The sequence below is a fragment of the Lysinibacillus sp. G1-3 genome, from assembly GCF_056322905.1.
In genome coordinates this window covers 139,549-159,085 of sequence record NZ_JBWHYQ010000012.1, presented here as the reverse complement: position 1 = coordinate 159,085, position 19,537 = coordinate 139,549, and the positions used below count along the sequence as shown (strand labels likewise).

The window sequence follows — 19,537 nt, the reverse complement described above, 5'->3', positions numbered from 1 at the left end:
TTTTCTTCTGATAAGAATACACTTTCAATTATAAACCTTTGAAAGCTTCAGTTTGCTCCTTGATTCCTTTTTCCGCAGCAAATCTCTCAATACTAGAAGCACCAAAGAATCCAACAATCCCATCTACTCTTTCAATAATATAAGCAGCATCTTCCGGTTCTGCAATTGGACCTCCATGGCAAATTGCTAATATTTCTGGATTTATAGACTTACCAGCATTAATAATTTTTTGAATTCGATCGACACAATCATCTAGAGTTAATGCAGTTTGTGCACCAATCGTTCCTTTTGTTGTTAATCCCATATGGGCCACTAAAATATCCGCACCCGCTTCAGCCATTTTCTTTGCTTGCTCTTCATCGAAGACATAAGGTGTAGTTAGTAGGTCTAATTCATTTGCCTTTCTAATCATATCTACTTCTAAATCATAGCCCATCCCTGTTTCCTCTAGATTTTGACGAAATACACCGTCAATTAAACCGACTGTAGGGAAGTTTTGAACCCCACTAAACCCTTGTTCTTTCAACTGCTTTAAGAAAACTTCCATCACTTTAAAAGGATCTGTTCCATTAACACCAGCTAGTACTGGAGTATCCTTTACAACTGGTAATACTTCATTCCCCATCTCAACAACAATTTGATTGGCATCACCATACGATAATAATCCGGCTAGGGAACCACGACCAGCCATTCTATAACGGCCAGAATTATAGACAATTAACATGTCAGCTCCACCGGCTTCACTACTTTTAGCTGTAATTCCTGTACCAGCTCCAACACCTAACAGAATATTACCTTTTTTTATTTCTTCTTTAAAACGATTCAATATTTCTTGTCTCTTTGACATGATTGCTATCCCTCTCTTTATTTTCTATTAATTCAATTAATTTACTCGCTGCAGCTAGTGCAAACTCTTCACTATTAATATCCGCATTGATTTCAATCATTTCCACTTTGCTTTGGTCAACATTTTTTCTTAATGTATCAAATAACATTCTATCTTCTTCTAACCCATAAAAAGGTTGCCCTTCAACATCAAGACCAGAGAGCCCTTCTAGCGGTAAAAATAATGCTGTGTACCCTGTCGCTAAAGCTAATTTTTTTGCAATTACATCCCCTATTTGTTTATTCTCTTCAACGGATGTACGCATCAAAGTAACTGTTGGATTATGCTTATAAAATTTTCGACCTTTAAATTTATCAGGGACAGAGTCAAATGGACCAAAGTTAACCATATCAATTGCCCCCACCGATACAACTTGAGGAATTTGTTTTCTGGAAGCTGCTTCTAAACGATTCGGTCCAGCTTTCAAGACACCGCCAATTAACTCATCAGCCCATTCAGTGGTCGTTATGTCAAGGACACCATCTATAAATCCATTAGCTATTAAATTCTCCATTGTACGACCACCAACACCAGTAGCATGAAAAATCAATACTTCATATCCCCTAGCTTCTAAGAAATCTTTAGCCTGATTAATACAAGGTGTTGTCAGACCAAACATAGTTGCAGCAATTAGTGGTTTCTTTTTTACGATCGTTTTATTGTCAAAGTTAAGCATACCTGCTATTGCAAATACTGCATTTGTAAATATTTTAGTCGAAATTACATTTAAACCAGCAACGTCTACTACCGATGGAATCATAATGATGTCACTAGTTCCTACATATGGCTCCGTATTACCAGAAGCAACTGTAGAAACCATCACTTTTGGAACACCTATCGGTAGTGCTCTCATACCAGTTGTTACGATAGATGACCCTCCAGTACCTCCAAAGGAAAGTACACCGTCAAATTTACCTTCTTCATACAGTTTCGGCAAAAGCACTTCCATCCCTTTTGCAAGAACTGCGGTTGCATTTGCTCGATCTCTCTTTGTCGCAATGTCCTGTATATCTTCTTTAGCTGCAGCTGCTACTTCAGCATTTGATACGTCAGGCTCAAATGCTGGATTAAAAACACCAGTATGAATCGTAAAAGTATTGAAACCCAACGATTCAATCAACTCTTTTACATACAAATATTCTTTTCCTTTTGAATCAAATGTTCCAGCCAAAGCAATTGTTTTCATATCATCTCTCTCCCTTCTAGATCATAAAATCGTCAAAATAATCATATAAGAAAGCGATTACATTTATTACTCCATTCCATAATAACGTTTTCTTTTGGGAGAGTTAATGTGTTTTTGTTCTATAAAATTGTCTCTTTGTTATATTATCAATTATGCCTTGGCATAATTGCGTTTGGACACGGCTTTGTATTTAGGCCTGCAGATGTTTTTTGTGCGAAAGCGCAGCGGCAGCAACAACTGGTTTTTTTCTGTGCGAAAGCGCAGCGGCAGCAACAACTGGTTTTGTCTGTGCGAAAGCGTAGCGGCAGCAACAACTGGTTTTGTCTGTGCGAAAGCGTAGCGGCAGCAACAACTGGTTTTGTCTGTGCGAAAGCGTAGCGGCAGCAACATGATATTGGTCAATCAAGCGTTGCCACAGCTCGTGGCGTTCTTAGACTGAGTTCCTCTATTTCAGTGGGTGTCCAAACACCTGTTGATAGAAGTTAAATAGTTTTTAGGTGACACACCTTTATATTTTTTGAATATTTTACTAAATTGAGTGTAATCCGGATAACCTACCATTTCAGCGATATTATTTAGCGGTATTTTTTCAAATTTCAGTATTTCGATAGCGCGATTTATCCGAAAATTAATAAGATATTCAGTAAATGAAATACCCATCTCTTTTTTAAATAAAGTGCTTAAATAAGAGCGAGACAAACTTAATATTTCAGCGACTTCATTCAATGAAATTTCTTCCATATAATGTAGGTTGATATACTTCTTTGCAAAATTAATATAATCATCTCGGCTTCCTAAACCATCAGTAATTTTACTTATTAATTCATCCAATTGAAAATCGTTCGTCTGCTTAAATGATTTCGTAATATGTATAAGTGCTTGTTCATTTGGAATCCTTTCAAAAACGGAACCCCCGATGTATCCCATAATAGTAGTATCATCATACATATACTGAACATCTATAGGTTTATTGACCGGACCTCCATAAATCATGTTAAAAATGTTTGGATTCAGTTCATTACATCTATTAAAAATAGTTACAGCCATCTTTTTGGCAGCATGTAAAGATAAAATCTTTTTAGCGCCTAGTGATCCCCCATTCGTTAAACCTAAGTGAACACAAATAATATCTGCACCCGCTTCTACCATCCTTATAGCTTGTTCCTCATTAAATACAAAAGCTACTGTAAACAAACCTTTTTCACTAGCGATACGAATAGCTTCTACCTCTTTTTCATATGTAATCCCTTGTTCTTCTAGAGCTTCTCTAAAAAGCCCATCTATCAGGCCAATACTTGGATAATTATTAATACCTGCAAATCCCTTTTTCTGAATCAAATCGATATAGCTATCTAATTCAATTGTTGGATCTGTTGCACATAAACCAAAACAAACTGGAATTTTTTTAATCGTAGGAATGATCTCTTTGCATGCAAAATCCATTACAACATCATTACTATTGGCATACGGTAAAAAGCCTGCTAATGAGCTTACTCCCATTAATCTAAACCGCCCTGAATTTAACGCAAGGATAAAATCAGCGCCACCTTGTTCTGCATATTTAGCTGTCATTCCAGAACCAGCTGCAACACCTAAAATATATCGATTTTTATTAATTTGTTTATTCATATAATTTTTTATTTCATACTTCTGATTTAGTTTGTCCTCCATTTAATTTTCACCCCTACAAACATTGTTTTGTCTTCAGTTATTTAATCATTCTTCTCTTTTAGTGTAATGAATATTATCTCTAATACCAAAGCTACACCTACTGATTTCCTAACTTTATTAGGTGAATTGCTTCAAAAACCTCTCCCTAAATCTCCCATAACCTTTTTACACCGGCCAATTCTTGCCCATTGAATTCCATTCTGTAAATGTCTGGCTTCGTTGTTTGTAATAAAAAGTCCAAATCATATCTACTATTATAAAAACCCATCATTAAAGTCATTACAGCCCCATGTGTGCCAATTACTACTTTCTGACCTTGATATTCGTTCACTATTTTTTCTAAAACTTTTATAGCACGTTTCTGGCAGTCAGCATTTGACTCGCCTCCCTCTAAAGCATATGTTGGGTCAGAAAATGACTTTTGTAAAAAAGGGAATAATTCCTCGTCAGCGATTCGCTTATCTCCAGCAATAAATAGTTGCTCTTTTAGATCTTCAAATATAATTACCTCTTTTTCTATTTGATTTGCTACTTCCTGAACAGTTTGGATTGAACGACTATACGGGCTTGAAATAACAGTATCAATACCTTCTTTTAGTAAAATATCAGTTATTCGTTGAGCATCTAACCTACCCTTTTCAGTCAATTCTCTCGTTCTCTCATTTCCGTCTTTTGGTGAATCTCCATGTCGCACCATATATATGATTGTTTTCATAATGCCTCCTAAAATTTAGTTATGACCTAAACCCTTTTTGTGTGAAGCTAAAATCCATATTGCACGGAAGAACTTCTACTGTTAATCTTCTGATATCGGTAAGACTGTAGAATATTTAATTTCTCTTAATGATAAGTTAGTTTGAATACGGGATATGCCCATCCTATTTAATTTTCTAATAAAGCTATCTAATTCTTTTCGATCTCTAACAATGACCTTTAAAAGATAATCATACTCTCCTGTTAAACAATGACATTCTAATATTTCGGTCATTGTTTTTAGGGTATTTTCCAAAGCTTCTAATTCCTTAGCTTGATGAATATTGGTACTCATGAAAACATAGCACAATAAATCGAATCCAAGTTTCTCAGGATTTAAAATGGCAACTTGTTTATCAATAAATCCTTCACTTTCTAAACGTTTTATCCTCGTGTGGGTTGCCGGCGGAGACAAATTCACCCGTCTCGCTATCTCTGCATTACTTATCTGAACCTCTCTCTGCAAAATATCCAGTATTTGAGTATCAACACGATCTAATAATTTTCTTTCCACATCTCTCATGATTTTTTTCTCCTTTTTTTATTCGAAATTATAGTTACTTTCGACAGCTATTATTAATTTTATTCTGTAAAACTTTATTTTTCTTTCCATTGTTTTGATTTTCATTATTCTTACGAAATATTATACTGCCAAATTAGCAAAAGTGTTATGATTCTTTTATTAAATGTAACTTGATTGTACATAAGACACTCAAAGGAGAGATAATGATTTGAAGAATGTCTATGTTTTATTAATGCTTTTAACTAGTTTACTTTGGGGTGGCAATTTTGTAGTGGCCAAATCTCTTGTTGACCATGCCTCTCCGTTAACACTGACGAGCTTAAGGTGGCTTATTGCTATAGTGGCACTTCTTCCAATGGTATGGTTGAAAGAGAAAAAACTGCTTCCCTCTCGAGCTGCCCTTCTCCCTTTATTTTTAATGGGCATTACAGGTGTGGTATTGTTCAATATTTTTCAATTTTTAGCATTAGAAAGAACTACGTCGACAAATGTTGGTCTCATTTCAACATTAAATACAATTTCTATTGCGTTTTTTTCATTTGTTTTTCTAAATGAAAAAATGAATAAACTTCAAGCATTTTCGATGTTATTTTCGTTGTTTGGTGTGCTTCTCGTACTTTCAAAGGGAAATATCGATTTTTTAATGTCTTTTCATTTTAATTTGGGTGATTTATGGATGGTAGCAGCTGTTTGTGTATGGGGAATTTATTCCGTCTGTAGTAAATGGGCAATGAAGACTACCTCGCCACTAATGTCCACTTTGTATTCAGGAATATTTGGACTTCTAGTACTATTGCCGTTTAACCTTAAGGATTTTACCATTTCCAATGTAAATCATTCTTTTATTCTTTCTCTTTTATATACAGGTCTTATCTCCACTGTTGTTTGTATGGTACTTTGGAGTATTGGTATTCAACAATTAGGGGCTACAACATCGGGTGTTTTCCTTAATTTCAATCCGATTTTCACGGCAATTTTAGCGTTTTTATTTTTGGGAGAAAGCATCTCTTGGACTCAAGGGATTGGAGGATTGATTGTTATTTTAGGATGTTATTTATTTTCACATTTTAAGTCAAAAACAACCTATTTAAATACACGAATTTCAAATAAAAAAATGTCAACAAAATTTGTTGACACTCATAAATTACAATGAATTATATTTTTTCACTTCTAAAGGAATAGATAGTACATATAAATCTACAGCGTATGTAGTAATCGTAATCCCTTTTCCTTTTTCAGTAAATTTCGCTTGAAGAAAACGTTCCGAAACTTTTCTTTTCCCCCATCTTTTAGGGAACCATTCAAATCCTAACATAAAATTATCACCTTTTAGTATTTTCTTTCATTAGACCAAAACGACAATTTGAACTGCATCCCAGTTAGTACGAAATTACAATTGGGATGCAATTTAATTATGAGTGCCTAAAAAAGTTCTCGTATTTTTTGGTATTAGTTCCATTTTAATATAATGATTAATAATTTTCAAAAAAAGCTGTTGGCCCTAATCATTTTTGAATGTTCACTGTCTTGTTGAAAATGAAACAATTCCTTCCCTCTTTTCCTAAGTACATGGTTTATACTTTAAAGAAGATGAATTATGAGTCCAAACTAATGTTCTACTACTGAAACATTAGCTGTAGAAAATAAACTGTTCGAGGTGAATCAAAGATGGGAAATTGTTGTAGTAGCCCTAAAAAAATAGTAATGCAAACACTATTATTTGTCCGTCTTGCAAAAATAAAGCTAAAAACATACAGCTAATAACAATTAAATCCATGCTTAAACCATCTGTATTAGAATCTATAAATGCGATGGAAAATCACTATTTTTGTTCTACTAAAGATTGTCATGTCGTTTATTTTGATACGAGAAATAAGGAATACACTCTTTCTGCTATAAAGATATCTGTGCATCAAAAGGATGACTCATTAAGTACACCGGTTTGCTATTGTTTTGATTGGACTAAAGAGAAAATTAAACACAATGTCGAAACTAAACTTACTCCAAATCCGTTAGAACATATTCTTGAAAATATAAAAGAGAATCGTTGTGGCTGTGAGGTAAACAATCCTCAAGGTAGTTGTTGTTTAGGAAATGTTACGAAATATATTAAAGATCTAGCCTAAATCGGAATAAAAAAGCGTCCTAAAACCCTTGTAAAACAGAGGTTTTAGGACCTTTTTATTGCTCGTAAAAATTGTTAATCCATTAATTGATTAAACTTTTCTGTAGGGAACTCAACTCCTAGTTCCTTCATTTGTTTTTTTGCTTTCTCAATTAATTTGGTAGCCTCTTCTTTTGTTTCATCATCTAAATTCGTGAATCTTCCGCCCTTTTCATTATGAGTCGGAATCGATACACCAAAGTCTTTCAGTTGTTTGTTTGCTTCCTCTTGAGTTATTGAACCCTCTTTAACTTGTTTCATAATTTCTTGTACTTTTGTTTTTGTTTCATCATCTAAATTGGCGAATTTATCGCCTTTTCCATTATGGGTCGGAATTGATACTCCAAGGTCTTTCAGTTGTTTGTTCGCTTCCTCTTGAGTTAAGGCACCCTCTTTAACTTGTTTCATAATTTCTTGTACCTTTGTTTTCGTTCCATCATCTAATTTCGCGAATTTACCACCTTTTTCATTATGAGAGGGAATTGATACTCCAAGGTCTTTCAATTTTGTATTCGCTTCCTCATGAGTCAAGGAACCGTCTTTAAGCTGTTTCATAATATCTTGCACTTGTTTTTTTGTTTCATCATCTAAATTCGCGAACTTATCGCCTTTTCCAGTATGTTTTGAAGGTAATGACACCCCTAAGTTAGCTAGTTCATTCCTTAGATTGTTTAAAATTTCATCAACTTTTTGTTGAGTTTCAGTATCTATATTTGTGAATTTTTCTACTTTAACTGTTTCCTTTTGAGTTGTAGCTGCGAGAGTTGGTATCGTTGTACCGCCAAATATTCCTAATGATAAAGCTCCTGTCATAGCATAAATCGAAATCTTACTTCTTATTTTCATTTTTATTCACTCCTTGAATTAGTGTAACGGGATTTTTGCCCCTAAGCTTAGATTTAACTAAGCTGTATCTACACTATATCGATGAAGTGTGTCAGCTGTATGTCAAAAGAACAGAAATTTTAAAAAACGTTTTATAAGTTAAGTCAATTCCAAATGCCCTTCTACCTATAAATTAATTTTCGCAAAAACCATTTTTATGGATTCATACCATTTTTGAATCTTCTCTTCTGTTGTACCGTGATTTTCTCGTGATGAACTAATAAATTTAAAATACTAAACATTCGGGCTGATTTCATTGCACCCTCCTCTTTCATATGTATTCTATATCGGTATTATTCCTATTAAGATGACTTAAGAAATCTTTATCTTATTTGTTCAGTCTGATCTTTTTTCCAATAAGTATTCGGTCCATTACATGTTAATGTTGCGTTATTCGGTACCTGTTTCATTATAAGAAGAAGATTCAATAAATCAACTGAAGATCCCATTGCGTTTAGTATAACCAAGAACTTTAATGTCGTTGTCAAGAGTCCAACTACACTTAAAATTAGTGGCAAAATTATTGACAGTATTATAAAAGGAGCAACTGTAATGAAGATATATCTTGATTTTAAAATCTCTTCTTCCGTAATAACAAAAGCCCCAAACAGAGTAAGCCCTACAAAAGTTTTTTCGGATTTCATAAAATTAGGAATGAACATCAAATGAAGTAATTCATGAATAATCATTAGTAAGACTATCCACAAAATAATACTAAAGTTAATTGTTATAATTATTGCACCCTCTGAGAACCCAAAATCATTCAAAGAAATACTGGAGAAAATATTTATTACCCCAATAGAAATCATTGAAGCGATCATCATTAAAGGGATCGATAACAATATAGCACTTCTTAAATTTTTAGGTTCTTTCATAGGAATCCAGCCATTATCAATTAATTCTACATGTAAATTCGGGTCACTTTGCGGTAATTTGTTTAGTAATTTCATTTTACCCCTCCATTACAATCTATTGATTTTTAATAATCTCACTTAATTGGAAAATGCCTTCTTTAATTTCTTCGAGTGAAGCATACCCGTAGGAAATTCGTATAAATAATCCTGATTTTTCGGCATAAATACTACCAGGATTTAGAAGAATATTGTTGGATAACGACTTCTCAAACAGCCTTTTTACTTTATATTCTGGTTTTATTTTGACCCATATGAACAATCCACCTTTTGGGATGTCCCACGTAGCGTAAGGACTCAAATATTTATCCAGTGCATCTAAAGCAATTTTTCTACGAATGTTAAGTTGTTCTCTTACTTTATCAAGATGATCCTCATATAGATTACTTGATAGCCACTCTGCTGCCACGAGCTGGGAAAGAGTACTTGATCCATAATCGGATTGCATTTTTAAATCTGCTAATCGATTAATGACAGACTCCGAACCGACTACCCACCCAATCCGTAATCCTGGACTAAGGGTTTTGGATAAACTTCCAACATACAATACATTCCCGTAATGGTCCATTGCTTTCAGTGGTTTAGGTGGTGGATTGTCAATCCATAAATCACGGTACACATCATCTTCTATAACTGGCAGTTGCTCTCTTTCACAGTATGCTATTAATTTCTGACGTCTCTCTTCTTGCATTAATGCGCCTGTTGGATTGTGGAAGGTTGGAATCGTATATAAAATATTCTTGCCCTTTTCATTAGTCGGATAAATGGAATCTATAATGATCCCCTCATTATCCATCGTTAAGCCTTGCAACTCCATCCCAGCAGACTCAAAAACAGTCAATGAGTAAAGGTAAGAAGGCATTTCCAACAATACCGATGAACCTCTTTTCAGAAGTCCAATTGAAATTAGATGTAAAGCTTGAAGCGCACCAGAAACGACAAGGATGGACGACGGAGATGCTTCGATTCCTCTTACTTTTAAATAATCACTAATGGCTTGGCGTAATTTTATATTTCCTTTCGGCTCTTCATAGCCAAAAGAGGCCAATTGATTCGAAACCTTTTGAACAATGGCTTTCATCTCTTCTAAAGGGAACATCTCTGGTGATAACTCCCCTTTACTCAATTGAATAAGATTCGCATTCGATTCCGCTTCGTTAATTTCCTGCACAATGGAAACGCTTGGTTTATGCGTTCCTAAAGTGACATTTTCATTCCAGTTCGCCGAGAATTTCCCTCCCATCAAAGTCCAAGTATTATTGGTGACCAACGTTTCCTTCCCTACTTTGCCTTCAATTAGTCCTTCTGCCATTAGTTCCTCTAAAGCTGTTATAACTGTACTCCGATTAACCTCAAACTGTTTTGCCAGATTACGTTGGCTTGGTATAGGACTGCCAATCGGCCACTCCCCTTTAGCAATTTTTTCTTTTATAAAATCAATAATCACTTGATATTTTGGCTTTTTCATATGTACTCCCTTTAATGAACTGGTTGGTTTTTTTCATTTTAACCTGTTGGAGAAATTTTACCAAAATCCTATTAATATTGAAAATAAGAATTTAATTGGTTGGATTAAGAAAGTAAAACGAGGTGTAATCATGTTAAAAAGATTAGATTTAAAGATTATTTCTGCCCATTTCATAACAATCCTTTTATGGGCATCAGCTTTTCCAGGAATCCGAGTCGCATTGACGGCTTATTCACCCGAACATATATCATTACTACGATTATTAGTCGGCTCATTCGTATTAATCATCATCGCAGTTATTACTAAAACGCCTTTACCTGCACTAAAAGATATCCCAATTATTTTATTGCTTGGCTTTTTAGGATTCACTGTATATCAAGTAGCACTTAATTATGGGGAGCAAACGATTAGTGCTGGCGTTGCAAGTTTACTTGTTTCAACAACCCCTATATTCACCGCCTTGTTAGCTGTATTCTTTTTTCGTGAGAAGCTTGGGTTATGGGGATGGCTTGGTTCACTTGTTGGTTTTTGTGGTGTAGCATTTATTTCTGTAGGAGGTTCAACCGGAGACTTTGCTTTTAATACGGGGATCATCCTAGTTTTAGTAGCCTCCCTTTCAGAAAGTATATACTTTGTTTTTCAATGTCGTTATGTAAAAAAATATGGGGCTTTTCCATTCACGATGTACGCAATTTGGTCAGGTACTATCTTTATGTTGCTATTCTCGCCTGGCCTAGGTGAAGCCATTATGGACGCTCCGTTAAATGCAACATTCGTCACTTTGTATCTCGGCATTTTCCCAACAATCATTCCCTATTTTATGCTAGCCTATGTTACATCACGAACAGGAGCAGCTGAAGCAACAAGCACACTTTATTTAACCTCCGTTTTTGCATTTCTTATCGCTTGGATTTGGCTTGGCGAGGTTCCACATTTTTCTTCCATAACAGGCGGCTTAATTACTTTAATAGGTGTATTTATTGCTAACGTAAAGAAAGAAGATATTTTAATAGAAACTAAGAACGCTCAAAGTTTAAACTAACTGACTTGTTTACTTTATCTTCTTGTTCAAATAAATGGATTTAGCATAACAAAAAGTCAACTCTTAAAAAATATTGAGTTGACTTTTTTAGTTGATTATTCAGTTTTTACTTAATTTCAAAACAGCTAAATCATACATTTTAAACAAAAGCTTTATTGTCACAAATCCCGCTGAAACTAAAATAATAAAATAAGTTGAAACATACATTATGCTTTTAAAATCACTTATTACAGGTGGGTTGACAAACGCTATAGCAACTACAAAAGCCACAATAAAAATAAAGAAATTACTTTCTAAAAGTTTCATGTGGTGCACCCCCATAGTTTTTATTATTTATTAAAGCCATCCATTTGTATAACAATAATCTGTAAAGAACCAATATTCATATTCGCCTTTTAATCTATCCTAGTAACTGGAGAAAAAAGTTTTCTATCTAAAAACTCACTTGAAATAAAAATTCATCGCGTTTTGATAAAGAATTTTTTCTGCTGACATGGAATCAAACAACTTTTGAATCAGTTCAATATCTGCATAAGCAAAAGGTCTTTTTGCTCGTGTGGACGGCAAGTCTGTACCGAACATTAACGCTTCGGGATTGACAGCAAAAATAGATTTCAACGCATGTTCAACATCGAGCTCTACACGACCAAAACCTGTCGCCTTTACTCGTACACCTTTTTCTACAAGTCGCAATAAATGAGGTAAGCCTTCCACAGAGAGTCCTAGATGATCAATTGAAATCGCCGGTAATTTTTCAATTGTTGGTGCAATTTCAGGCAAATTTTTTGCGTCAATATATAATTCACTATGCCAGCCAGCTAAATCATATACACGTCTCGCAAAGTAATCGAGCTTCGATAAATCTTCGGAGCCGCCGCGCTTCACATTGAATCGGAGTGCGCATACTCCTTTATTATGTAAATCTATAATCTCATCATCTGTAACCGAAAATGGAAGCTGTGTAACACCACAAAATGCAGATCCCATCTTCTCTAAAGCATTCACTAAATATGATTGATCAAAACCTTGAAAAGAACCGGATACAATTGCCCCACCTACAATAGGATACGTCGCTGTTTCTTTTTGATAATCTCCTACAACATAACTAGGTGGTACATACCCATGATTTTCAGTAATCGGAAAATCAAAATCAATAATGTGAAAGTGTGCATCAAAAATTTTCATCTTACCGCCCCCTTTCTTATATTTTATCAAATATAGTACATAAATAAAATTTATATTTATTCATATATACCTATAATTTTTTCTTATCACACAGACCCATTACAAGTCCTGCGAGAATCCCTCCAGCAAATGTCTTAAGCTAAAATAATAATCCTTATAATAAAACCTTAGCGCATTGCTGCCAGATGTAATTAACGCCAGAAGACCCGCAACCATAGCTTCCTGAAATATAGTCTTGAACAGCTGCTCGCTTTAATTCTTTTGGGTATGTATTATGATTTTTACTTCTACTTCTATAAAGACTAACCTCTCCAAAAAAAATATTCAACCAATCTTTGATCGTTCTAGAATCAACTATATATAATTCGTCCACCTCATTAAGAGTGAATTGGCCATTTTCATAAAAATTTAGGACCTCTAATTTTTCTTCATTTGAAAAGCTATATTTTCTCATAAAAAACTTCCCCATTGGCAAACCGATTTTATTTTTTAATCTGTCTACTTAATGGGGGAGCGTATTACGCTAATCTTAAAATAACAATAGAAGCGCTGATAACCGAAACATTTCCAATAGTTACATTGAGTAAAGCTATTGGGTTGATATAAATATTTCTTAATGTAAGAACATCTAATGCATTTAAAGTCGTGATTACTTGACCATTTTTCGTTGAGTTACCAGCATTGTCTCCATAATTGGAACCTGCTATTTGGTTGTTACCATTGAAAAGAGCAAACGCATTAGGGCCACCTGTAACGAACACCTCATAGGTAATAAGGTAAGTACCGGTTTGATTTATAATGATAGGCGCTGTTCCTGGTACATGTGTTACAAATCCTGCAGGAGTAATATTACCATTTGTATTGAAAGTAACTTGGCCATTATTCGGAATAGCTGGTTGTGCAGTTGTATCATAAATATAAGCAGACCCTGGAAGCCCCGTACCTACAGGTTCTTGCGGGACTTGTAGTCCTTGACGACCATTTTTTTCTATACAACTTCCTTCGCAATCTTCCTGAATTCTACTAATTCTTTTATTAGTCAATTCCTTTTTGCTTCTATCAAAACCCATTTTATCACCTCCTTGTTTTTACATTATTCAATAAAGGGACAAATGAAATAGACAATTTTACTAAAGCTGTATGAAAAAATTAGATTTTATTAAAAGACTACTATACTAAGCGATTTTTTGAACAAGGGTATTTTTACATATTATTCTTAATAAAACATGTAAGCCAGGGCAATGCCTTATCTCTTAAAAAATATAAGCAGGCTAAGTTGTCTTGCCCCGGACACGATTATGGGGCGCTGGTCGGTCGTCGGTTTTTCTGTCTTGGTAATTAATTGTTTTTATAAATACCAATGAAGGAAACCCTCCCCCTCACAGCCTTCGCTATAAGTAAAGTCAAACTTTTCTCGAAACGAGCACTTTCATGTACTTAATTGTACGAATCGATCATCTCTTTTTCTTTCTTATTCCTTAAAAATCTATTTATTTAAAAATTTCTTGTAAGTATTATCAACATAAATTGCAGCCCAATTGTTAGAAACTTACTAATAATTTAGGTGCAGTTCAATATAGCTTTACTTTTTAAAAAATACATAGCTAAAATTAAAGAGTATCTGGTATCTTATAACAGTTTACCTTATGACATTGAAAAGCTTATATTTATTGAATACCACATCGTTCTACATAAAGCATTGGTCAGTTTATTTGTTAACCCAGAAGTATTATGTTTCTTTCCCCAATTCAAAAGGATTATGTATTCTTTATTATACTTTCATCTGACTGTGTACTGAATACGTTATTAGTTTTATTAGTAGCAATATAAACACCTACCAGCACCATTACCATCCCAACGATTTGTATCAACGTAATTGAGCTACCATACACAATTACCGCAAGCAATGTTGCTACAATTGGCGTCAAGTTTAAATATAAGCTCGCTTTACTACCTCCTAGGCTCTCTACACCCTTATTAAAAATAACATAGCCAATCAATGTCCCACATACAACCATATAAAACATTTCAATCCAACTTTGAATTGACATATTGACTACTTGACCCCAACCGCCTTCAAATACTGTACTGATTGCTAAGAAAACAGCCCCAGATAACATCATCATAGTATTCGATAACATCACTGGTATGCCTTTAAGCATAGATTCACCCATTAGTGCATAAATAACTCCGCATAAAAGAGCCCCAACAAAAAGAAAATCTCCTAAGTTAAAAGAAAGAGAAAACAAATCAGAAAGTGACCCTTTGACAATAACAATAATTACTCCAATCATCGATATAGCTAAACCTGCTCCAGCTTTATTATTCCATTTTTCTTTACCTAACGTAACGGCCCCTAGCATAGTGAATACAGGCATTGCAGCTATAATTAACGCACCGTTTGTCGCAGAGGTATACTTCAATGCTGTAAAAAAGAAAGCATTGTAACCGAAAATTCCAATAAAGCCAATAAATAACAAACCTTTCCATCTATCTCGGATTACTTGCCACTGCCATTCTTTCTGAATTGTTATGATTGAAACGAGTATTATTCCTGTTATGCCGAAACGTAGCGTAGCTGCAACAAGTGGTGGAACTTCCGTAATGACATGCTTCGCTGTCGCAAATGCTCCACCCCAAAACAAAGGCACGAGCAACATTAATAAGTAAATATTTTTTGATTGATTTTTGTTCTTACTCTTCATTATTTAATCCTCCTAATATTCCGAACATAGTTCGTACGTTTAAAAGTTTAAACATATGAACTGTAATTATAAAAAAGAACAAATCAATAGCTTTGTTCAATAGATTGAATTAACTCTTTGATTTGTTTTAGAAACTCATTAGAACTCAATGAATAATATTTTTCATTTCCATTTCGGTTAAAAGTAATTAAACCTGCTTGTCTTAAAATTTTTAAATGATGGGATACAGCTGGTCTAGAAAGCTCTATTCTTTCTGTTAATTGATTTACATTTAAGCTATCATGTGTCAGTAAAAGCATGATGATTTGTTGACGATTTACATCACCAAGTGCTTGAAAAATGGGGGTTGATAATTTAAACTTCTCTAGAACTTGCTCTTTGTTATCGCAATTAAAATTTCCCATAATACCTCCCCTATGTTTAAATTTTTAAACATAATTATTTTTAATTAAAAAACATAATTTGTCAAGTTACTCTTTATTTTCACTTAAAACCTTATAGATAATTGCTTCTAAATGGATACAGCGATAAATCTTTTAAAAAGCTTCTTTTATCTAAACGAAAAAAGCTAGGTCCACAAAAAAATTGTGAATACCTAGCTTTCTTTATGCGTGTTCATTTGTTAACCATGACATCACTAGTTTACCATATTATTCTATTTATGTCTAAACAAACTGTGAACTTTTTTCGATTTTTGTTATATAGTTAACGCTAGGCACTCAAATCGAACTTATTTGTCGCTAGGAAAATCATGTTATTAGCTTTTATATGGAACTTTTATTCTTATTCACTCTTCATATGTTTGACTTCTTCGGCCATACTCGAAAGCTTCATGAGCGTTTTCCAATTACGGACAGTTGCTGGAATCTCAAACTTTTTTAGATTATTGCCTAGTTTGGAATTTCGAATGCTGTCATAAAATAAAAGATATACATCCCTTCCGTTTATGACACTGAGTTCTCTTTCGTTTGCATAGGATAAAAACTTGTCACTATTGACTTTTGAAGGAGCTGTCGGCAATAAAGCAACATGCAAAGATTCCCCTTTACATGTACGATCCGCTTCTGAAATCTCCTGATCTGAAAAAGGAGTTTGACTAATAATTTGCTGTAATTCCTCTGCCGTCCTAATGACAACAACGCTAGATACCCCAAAATCATCTTTAATTTTATCGTGAATTTTCGTTTGTAAAAGCTCCTCGGTTTCATCTGAATTGAAAAGGATGTTTCCACTTTGAATATATGTCTTCACATTATGTAATCCTAATTGCTGAAGAGAATTTCTTAATTCTACCATGATTATTTTATTATGCCCACCTACATTAATTCCTCTAAGTAATGCAATATATATAGTCATACTATCTGCCTTTCTATTTACTCTTTATTTACTAATAAAAGCCCTATCTTGCTTCAAAGGCTTATCCACAAGAATCAATATTAATTTGAAGAAAAAAGAAAAGACACCCATAATGAGTGTCCATATACATTTTTTCTTATCGATAAGAATCATGTGTAGGTTGAAACAAATCTTCTTCTGAATTTCGAACAACAGAAAAGTGATCAACATTGTAATGACCATGCAATGTATGATTATGATGCTTGATAATATGTTCAGCACTCAAAACATCATTGTCCACAGTTGAATGCCCATCCCCAACTAACGTGACATCCAAACCACTAATAGTCGCAGTTCTTACTGCACTATCAATGCAGTGCTGCGTCGAACAGCCCATCACAACAACATGTGAAACTTTTAGAGATTGCAAATGATTTAGCAAGTCAGTCCCATGGAAGCAATTCGTTGCTTTTTTATCGAAAATCTTTGCTTCATGAGGAACTTTAATGCCATTATGAATTTCGAATCCTTTTCCTTTACCTTCCGCAACATCAAGATCTCTTACAAATGCAACTGGAACATTGGAATTCCTTGCTTTATCAATGACTAAATTGATAGTTCTAATAAGTTGTTCTTTATTAAAAACAGCTTTTTCTTTCTCATTACCATCCAATAATTCTTGCTGAGCATCAATAATAAGTAACGCCTGATTCAAATAATTTTCCCCTTTCAATCTGAGAAAACGCTATATAATTATTAGTTAGACGGTTTCCCCTTTTTGTTTATCACGCTAACATAATTTTTATCCATACTATCTACCCCCTAAATGAATTTGTCATTTAAGACTAATTAATTTTACCATTTATTCCAAAAAGGTAACAGCTGATAAAATGGAACTTCTCATGCTCATCACCAAAACGTCTGGTTGTTTCTACTGTGCGCTTTCCAGAGGGCGTCGGTCTCCACTCTATTCAGTTTTAACAAATGTCATCCTTCAACTTTGATCATGAGCCACATCTCACTTAAATCTTCATACTATTACAATGATTTAGTATGTATGTCATACATTGAACCGTATCATCAATGCGTTGTTTTTTCGAATTATAATAACGTATATTTGAACCTTCTCGAATACTAATAGCTTCGTTAATAATTTCATGAAATTCCTCAGGTAAATGATGTATAGCAAATTTACATGCATCTACTTTTGAAACAATATCATTTTCTGTTAATGTGTAAAATTGTCGTAACATCCCAGTAATTGACCATTCTACTTCTTCATCAACTAATTTTTTTGGTATCACAAATGCCATAGTTTTATATTTTTCCATCGTTTTCAATCTATTCGCCCAATAACTGTTCATGTTTTGCAAAACATAATCAACCAGCACTCTTTCATCTACACTAAAGTTAGAGGTTGCTATATCCGGCCCTAAAACGGTAATCCCTTTATTTTTTAAAACCCACCAAGTAATTGGGTTAATATCATCATTAGTCCAATTTGTTTTGCCTTCATTTACCTTTAGACACCCTTTAACCACACTCTGTTTCTTTCCGACATCCCCAAATAGAATATAACTTCCATCCATCCCTATTTCCTTATATTTTCGATTTAATTCTTTGTGAAGGTCGGATATCACTTTCGCATCTTCTTCAGTTAAGGTTCTGTTTACAACTGTAATAAAATCGATATCACTAGACCCGTTTATGTAAGCGTTAAGAGCAATTGAACCATGTAAATAGAACCCTTCCATTATATTCGGCATTTTATTTTGAAATAAGGTCAAATATTCATTTATAACTGTTTGAACCGGAATAGGAATTCTAGAATCCATAAAAACTCTCCTTTTCATCAAATAATACTTATATTACCAAAACGACTACCTGATTTACAATTATTGATAATAAAGTGATTATCAGAGATGAAATTTTTTCAAACTTTGCCCGTTTGATCTTCGCTCCTACTGGACGTCCATAGAAAAGCCGCTGTCGAAACGGAAATCACCCCTACGTTTTGATAAAGAGCCAATATGGAGTATCTTTTAAAAATTCATTGGGTATTCTAATGATTAAATAAGGGGTGGGAAAATTTGTTTTCAAGTTATTTACAAATAGTTGTTCAAACAATTATTACTTTTTTTGTCCTGCTTACACTTACGAGGTTTTTAGGTAAAAAACAACTAAGTCACTTAACCTTCTTTAACTACGTAACTGGTATTACAATTGGTTCTATTGCAGCCAATATGGTAATTTTAAAAACAATTCTATTCACAAAATTTTTAGTAAGCTTAATTGTTTGGTGCGCGCTTACTAGTTTAATTAGTTACATCGCTCTAAAATCCGGAAAAGCAAGAGTAATACTTGATGGACAACCGACCATTGTTATTAAAAAAGGAAAAATAGATAGAGCAGCTTTAGCAAGCACAAAAATAAATATTGATGACCTTACGATGATGATTAGACAGTAACAAATTTTCTCTATTACAGAAATTGACTATCCTATTTTAGAACCAAATGGCATGCTTAGTATTTTGAAAAAGCCTGAATTTCAAAACACCCAAAAGACTGATTTAAAAATCTATCCTTTAGTTCCGGCTTTTATCCCTCTTGAAATCATCACAGATGGGAAGCTATTGCCACGAAATTTACTGGAAGTTGGAAAAAGTAGAGATTGGCTAGATATGAATTAAATAAGGCAAATGTTAAAACAATCCAAAAAGTTTTATATGCAGAAATTCAACCAGACGGAAACATATTTATACAAAAAATTGATTTAGAAGAGTTACTTATTCAATTGCTTCCGAGCGCCTAAAACTTGACAAA

Annotated in this window: 22 protein-coding genes and 2 pseudogenes; 5 read left to right on the top strand and 19 right to left on the bottom strand. The window is 33.9% G+C overall.

All coding sequences use genetic code 11. The annotated features are described in order from the left end of the window. Positions 1–28: 28 nt before the first annotated feature. The 6 genes from ACVYAD_RS14750 to ACVYAD_RS14725 all read right to left on the bottom strand — a co-directional run bounded on the left by ACVYAD_RS14750 (position 29) and on the right by ACVYAD_RS14725 (position 5,019). Complete coding sequence (locus ACVYAD_RS14750) at positions 29–847, bottom strand: phosphoenolpyruvate hydrolase family protein (RefSeq protein WP_476426969.1); 819 nt, start codon at positions 845–847, stop codon at positions 29–31. Continuing rightward, the gene (locus tag ACVYAD_RS14745) at positions 813–2,072 is read right to left on the bottom strand and encodes a Tm-1-like ATP-binding domain-containing protein (protein ID WP_476426968.1); all 1,260 of its coding nucleotides are present in this window, start codon (positions 2,070–2,072) and stop codon (positions 813–815) included. The genes ACVYAD_RS14750 and ACVYAD_RS14745 overlap by 35 nt, the downstream gene beginning before the upstream one ends. Before the next feature lie 150 nt (positions 2,073–2,222). Then, the gene (locus ACVYAD_RS14740) at positions 2,223–2,474 is read right to left on the bottom strand and encodes a hypothetical protein (RefSeq protein ID WP_476426967.1); all 252 of its coding nucleotides are present in this window, start codon (positions 2,472–2,474) and stop codon (positions 2,223–2,225) included. 48 nt (positions 2,475–2,522) lie between these two features. Further along, positions 2,523–3,743: a phosphoenolpyruvate hydrolase family protein gene (locus ACVYAD_RS14735; protein WP_476426966.1), complete on the bottom strand. Its 1,221-nt coding sequence runs from the start codon at positions 3,741–3,743 to the stop codon at positions 2,523–2,525. A 145-nt stretch (positions 3,744–3,888) separates the two neighbouring features. Continuing rightward, complete coding sequence (locus ACVYAD_RS14730; RefSeq protein ID WP_476426965.1) at positions 3,889–4,458, bottom strand: histidine phosphatase family protein; 570 nt, start codon at positions 4,456–4,458, stop codon at positions 3,889–3,891. An 81-nt stretch (positions 4,459–4,539) separates the two neighbouring features. Beyond that, a complete protein-coding gene (locus ACVYAD_RS14725; RefSeq protein WP_476426964.1) occupies positions 4,540–5,019 on the bottom strand; it encodes an Lrp/AsnC family transcriptional regulator in 480 nt (159 codons plus the stop codon). Between the two features lie 232 nt (positions 5,020–5,251). Between ACVYAD_RS14725 and ACVYAD_RS14720 the strand changes: the two genes are divergently transcribed. Continuing rightward, positions 5,252–6,172, top strand: coding sequence for a DMT family transporter (locus tag ACVYAD_RS14720; RefSeq protein ID WP_476426989.1), 921 nt, complete (start codon positions 5,252–5,254; stop codon positions 6,170–6,172). Here the strand turns inward: ACVYAD_RS14720 and ACVYAD_RS14715 are convergent. Further along, positions 6,164–6,334 carry a hypothetical protein gene (locus tag ACVYAD_RS14715; protein ID WP_197140659.1) on the bottom strand — a complete coding sequence of 57 codons (171 nt, stop codon included), beginning with the start codon at positions 6,332–6,334 and terminating at the stop codon, positions 6,164–6,166. The genes ACVYAD_RS14720 and ACVYAD_RS14715 overlap by 9 nt on opposite strands. A 353-nt stretch (positions 6,335–6,687) precedes the next feature. Between ACVYAD_RS14715 and ACVYAD_RS14710 the strand changes: the two are divergent. Continuing rightward, a pseudogene (locus ACVYAD_RS14710) lies at positions 6,688–7,145 on the top strand (putative iron-sulfur cluster-binding metallochaperone). A gap of 74 nt (positions 7,146–7,219) precedes the next feature. On the opposite strand, the gene ACVYAD_RS14705 reads toward ACVYAD_RS14710, so the two are convergent. The 3 genes from ACVYAD_RS14705 to ACVYAD_RS14695 all read right to left on the bottom strand — a co-directional run bounded on the left by ACVYAD_RS14705 (position 7,220) and on the right by ACVYAD_RS14695 (position 10,447). Continuing rightward, positions 7,220–8,029, bottom strand: coding sequence for a hypothetical protein (locus ACVYAD_RS14705; protein ID WP_476426963.1), 810 nt, complete (start codon positions 8,027–8,029; stop codon positions 7,220–7,222). A 362-nt stretch (positions 8,030–8,391) separates the two neighbouring features. Then, the gene (locus tag ACVYAD_RS14700; RefSeq protein WP_476426962.1) at positions 8,392–9,018 is read right to left on the bottom strand and encodes a DUF3267 domain-containing protein; all 627 of its coding nucleotides are present in this window, start codon (positions 9,016–9,018) and stop codon (positions 8,392–8,394) included. 19 nt (positions 9,019–9,037) lie between these two features. Then, on the bottom strand, positions 9,038–10,447 hold the full coding sequence (locus ACVYAD_RS14695; RefSeq protein WP_476426961.1) for an aminotransferase-like domain-containing protein: 1,410 nt from the start codon (positions 10,445–10,447) through the stop codon (positions 9,038–9,040). Positions 10,448–10,574: 127 nt separating this feature from the next. Here ACVYAD_RS14695 and ACVYAD_RS14690 point away from each other — a divergent pair, with 127 nt between their 5' ends. Next, entirely contained in the window at positions 10,575–11,489 is a 915-nt protein-coding gene (locus ACVYAD_RS14690; protein ID WP_476426988.1) for a DMT family transporter, read from the top strand. Positions 11,490–11,588: 99 nt separating this feature from the next. Here the strand turns inward: ACVYAD_RS14690 and ACVYAD_RS14685 are convergent, their stop codons facing one another. The 9 genes from ACVYAD_RS14685 to ACVYAD_RS14645 form a co-directional block, all read right to left on the bottom strand. Then, positions 11,589–11,795, bottom strand: a complete 207-nt coding sequence (locus ACVYAD_RS14685; protein WP_476426960.1) for a hypothetical protein — start codon at positions 11,793–11,795, stop codon at positions 11,589–11,591. A gap of 135 nt (positions 11,796–11,930) precedes the next feature. Next, the gene (locus ACVYAD_RS14680) at positions 11,931–12,674 is read right to left on the bottom strand and encodes an amidohydrolase family protein (RefSeq protein ID WP_476426959.1); all 744 of its coding nucleotides are present in this window, start codon (positions 12,672–12,674) and stop codon (positions 11,931–11,933) included. 154 nt (positions 12,675–12,828) lie between these two features. Continuing rightward, positions 12,829–13,128, bottom strand: a complete 300-nt coding sequence (locus tag ACVYAD_RS14675; protein WP_476426958.1) for a hypothetical protein — start codon at positions 13,126–13,128, stop codon at positions 12,829–12,831. Positions 13,129–13,192: 64 nt separating this feature from the next. Beyond that, positions 13,193–13,744, bottom strand: coding sequence for a collagen-like protein (locus ACVYAD_RS14670; RefSeq protein WP_476426957.1), 552 nt, complete (start codon positions 13,742–13,744; stop codon positions 13,193–13,195). 687 nt (positions 13,745–14,431) lie between these two features. Beyond that, positions 14,432–15,379: a DMT family transporter gene (locus tag ACVYAD_RS14665; RefSeq protein ID WP_476426956.1), complete on the bottom strand. Its 948-nt coding sequence runs from the start codon at positions 15,377–15,379 to the stop codon at positions 14,432–14,434. Between the two features lie 83 nt (positions 15,380–15,462). Beyond that, positions 15,463–15,783, bottom strand: a complete 321-nt coding sequence (locus tag ACVYAD_RS14660; RefSeq protein WP_476426955.1) for an ArsR/SmtB family transcription factor — start codon at positions 15,781–15,783, stop codon at positions 15,463–15,465. A gap of 379 nt (positions 15,784–16,162) precedes the next feature. Then, on the bottom strand, positions 16,163–16,735 hold the full coding sequence (locus ACVYAD_RS14655) for a DUF1697 domain-containing protein (protein ID WP_476426954.1): 573 nt from the start codon (positions 16,733–16,735) through the stop codon (positions 16,163–16,165). Between the two features lie 136 nt (positions 16,736–16,871). Continuing rightward, positions 16,872–17,429 carry a cysteine hydrolase family protein gene (locus ACVYAD_RS14650; RefSeq protein ID WP_476426953.1) on the bottom strand — a complete coding sequence of 186 codons (558 nt, stop codon included), beginning with the start codon at positions 17,427–17,429 and terminating at the stop codon, positions 16,872–16,874. Between the two features lie 307 nt (positions 17,430–17,736). Further along, positions 17,737–18,549 (bottom strand): aminoglycoside adenylyltransferase domain-containing protein, encoded by an 813-nt coding sequence (locus ACVYAD_RS14645; RefSeq protein WP_476426952.1) that lies wholly within the window; start codon positions 18,547–18,549, stop codon positions 17,737–17,739. Between the two features lie 255 nt (positions 18,550–18,804). Here ACVYAD_RS14645 and ACVYAD_RS14640 point away from each other — a divergent pair. Continuing rightward, a pseudogene (locus ACVYAD_RS14640) lies at positions 18,805–19,404 on the top strand (DUF421 domain-containing protein). Next, positions 19,386–19,526 carry a hypothetical protein gene (locus tag ACVYAD_RS14635; RefSeq protein ID WP_476426992.1) on the top strand — a complete coding sequence of 47 codons (141 nt, stop codon included), beginning with the start codon at positions 19,386–19,388 and terminating at the stop codon, positions 19,524–19,526. Before ACVYAD_RS14640 ends, ACVYAD_RS14635 begins: the two are co-directional and overlap by 19 nt. Positions 19,527–19,537 lie beyond the last annotated feature (11 nt).

Excerpts from the sequence above, each read along its gene's own strand:
- ACVYAD_RS14750 (WP_476426969.1), bottom strand. The coding sequence starts at position 847 with ATGTCAAAGAGACAAGAAATATTGAATCGTTTTAAAGAAGAAATAAAA.
- ACVYAD_RS14745 (WP_476426968.1), bottom strand. The coding sequence starts at position 2,072 with ATGAAAACAATTGCTTTGGCTGGAACATTTGATTCAAAAGGAAAAGAA.
- ACVYAD_RS14735 (WP_476426966.1), bottom strand. The coding sequence starts at position 3,743 with ATGGAGGACAAACTAAATCAGAAGTATGAAATAAAAAATTATATGAAT.
- ACVYAD_RS14730 (WP_476426965.1), bottom strand. The coding sequence starts at position 4,458 with ATGAAAACAATCATATATATGGTGCGACATGGAGATTCACCAAAAGAC.
- ACVYAD_RS14725 (WP_476426964.1), bottom strand. The coding sequence starts at position 5,019 with ATGAGAGATGTGGAAAGAAAATTATTAGATCGTGTTGATACTCAAATA.
- ACVYAD_RS14720 (WP_476426989.1), top strand. The coding sequence starts at position 5,252 with ATGCTTTTAACTAGTTTACTTTGGGGTGGCAATTTTGTAGTGGCCAAA.
- ACVYAD_RS14715 (WP_197140659.1), bottom strand. The coding sequence starts at position 6,334 with ATGTTAGGATTTGAATGGTTCCCTAAAAGATGGGGGAAAAGAAAAGTT.
- ACVYAD_RS14705 (WP_476426963.1), bottom strand. The coding sequence starts at position 8,029 with ATGAAAATAAGAAGTAAGATTTCGATTTATGCTATGACAGGAGCTTTA.
- ACVYAD_RS14700 (WP_476426962.1), bottom strand. The coding sequence starts at position 9,018 with ATGAAATTACTAAACAAATTACCGCAAAGTGACCCGAATTTACATGTA.
- ACVYAD_RS14695 (WP_476426961.1), bottom strand. The coding sequence starts at position 10,447 with ATGAAAAAGCCAAAATATCAAGTGATTATTGATTTTATAAAAGAAAAA.
- ACVYAD_RS14685 (WP_476426960.1), bottom strand. The coding sequence starts at position 11,795 with ATGAAACTTTTAGAAAGTAATTTCTTTATTTTTATTGTGGCTTTTGTA.
- ACVYAD_RS14680 (WP_476426959.1), bottom strand. The coding sequence starts at position 12,674 with ATGAAAATTTTTGATGCACACTTTCACATTATTGATTTTGATTTTCCG.
- ACVYAD_RS14675 (WP_476426958.1), bottom strand. The coding sequence starts at position 13,128 with ATGAGAAAATATAGCTTTTCAAATGAAGAAAAATTAGAGGTCCTAAAT.
- ACVYAD_RS14670 (WP_476426957.1), bottom strand. The coding sequence starts at position 13,744 with ATGGGTTTTGATAGAAGCAAAAAGGAATTGACTAATAAAAGAATTAGT.
- ACVYAD_RS14665 (WP_476426956.1), bottom strand. The coding sequence starts at position 15,379 with ATGAAGAGTAAGAACAAAAATCAATCAAAAAATATTTACTTATTAATG.
- ACVYAD_RS14660 (WP_476426955.1), bottom strand. The coding sequence starts at position 15,783 with ATGGGAAATTTTAATTGCGATAACAAAGAGCAAGTTCTAGAGAAGTTT.
- ACVYAD_RS14655 (WP_476426954.1), bottom strand. The coding sequence starts at position 16,735 with ATGACTATATATATTGCATTACTTAGAGGAATTAATGTAGGTGGGCAT.
- ACVYAD_RS14645 (WP_476426952.1), bottom strand. The coding sequence starts at position 18,549 with ATGGATTCTAGAATTCCTATTCCGGTTCAAACAGTTATAAATGAATAT.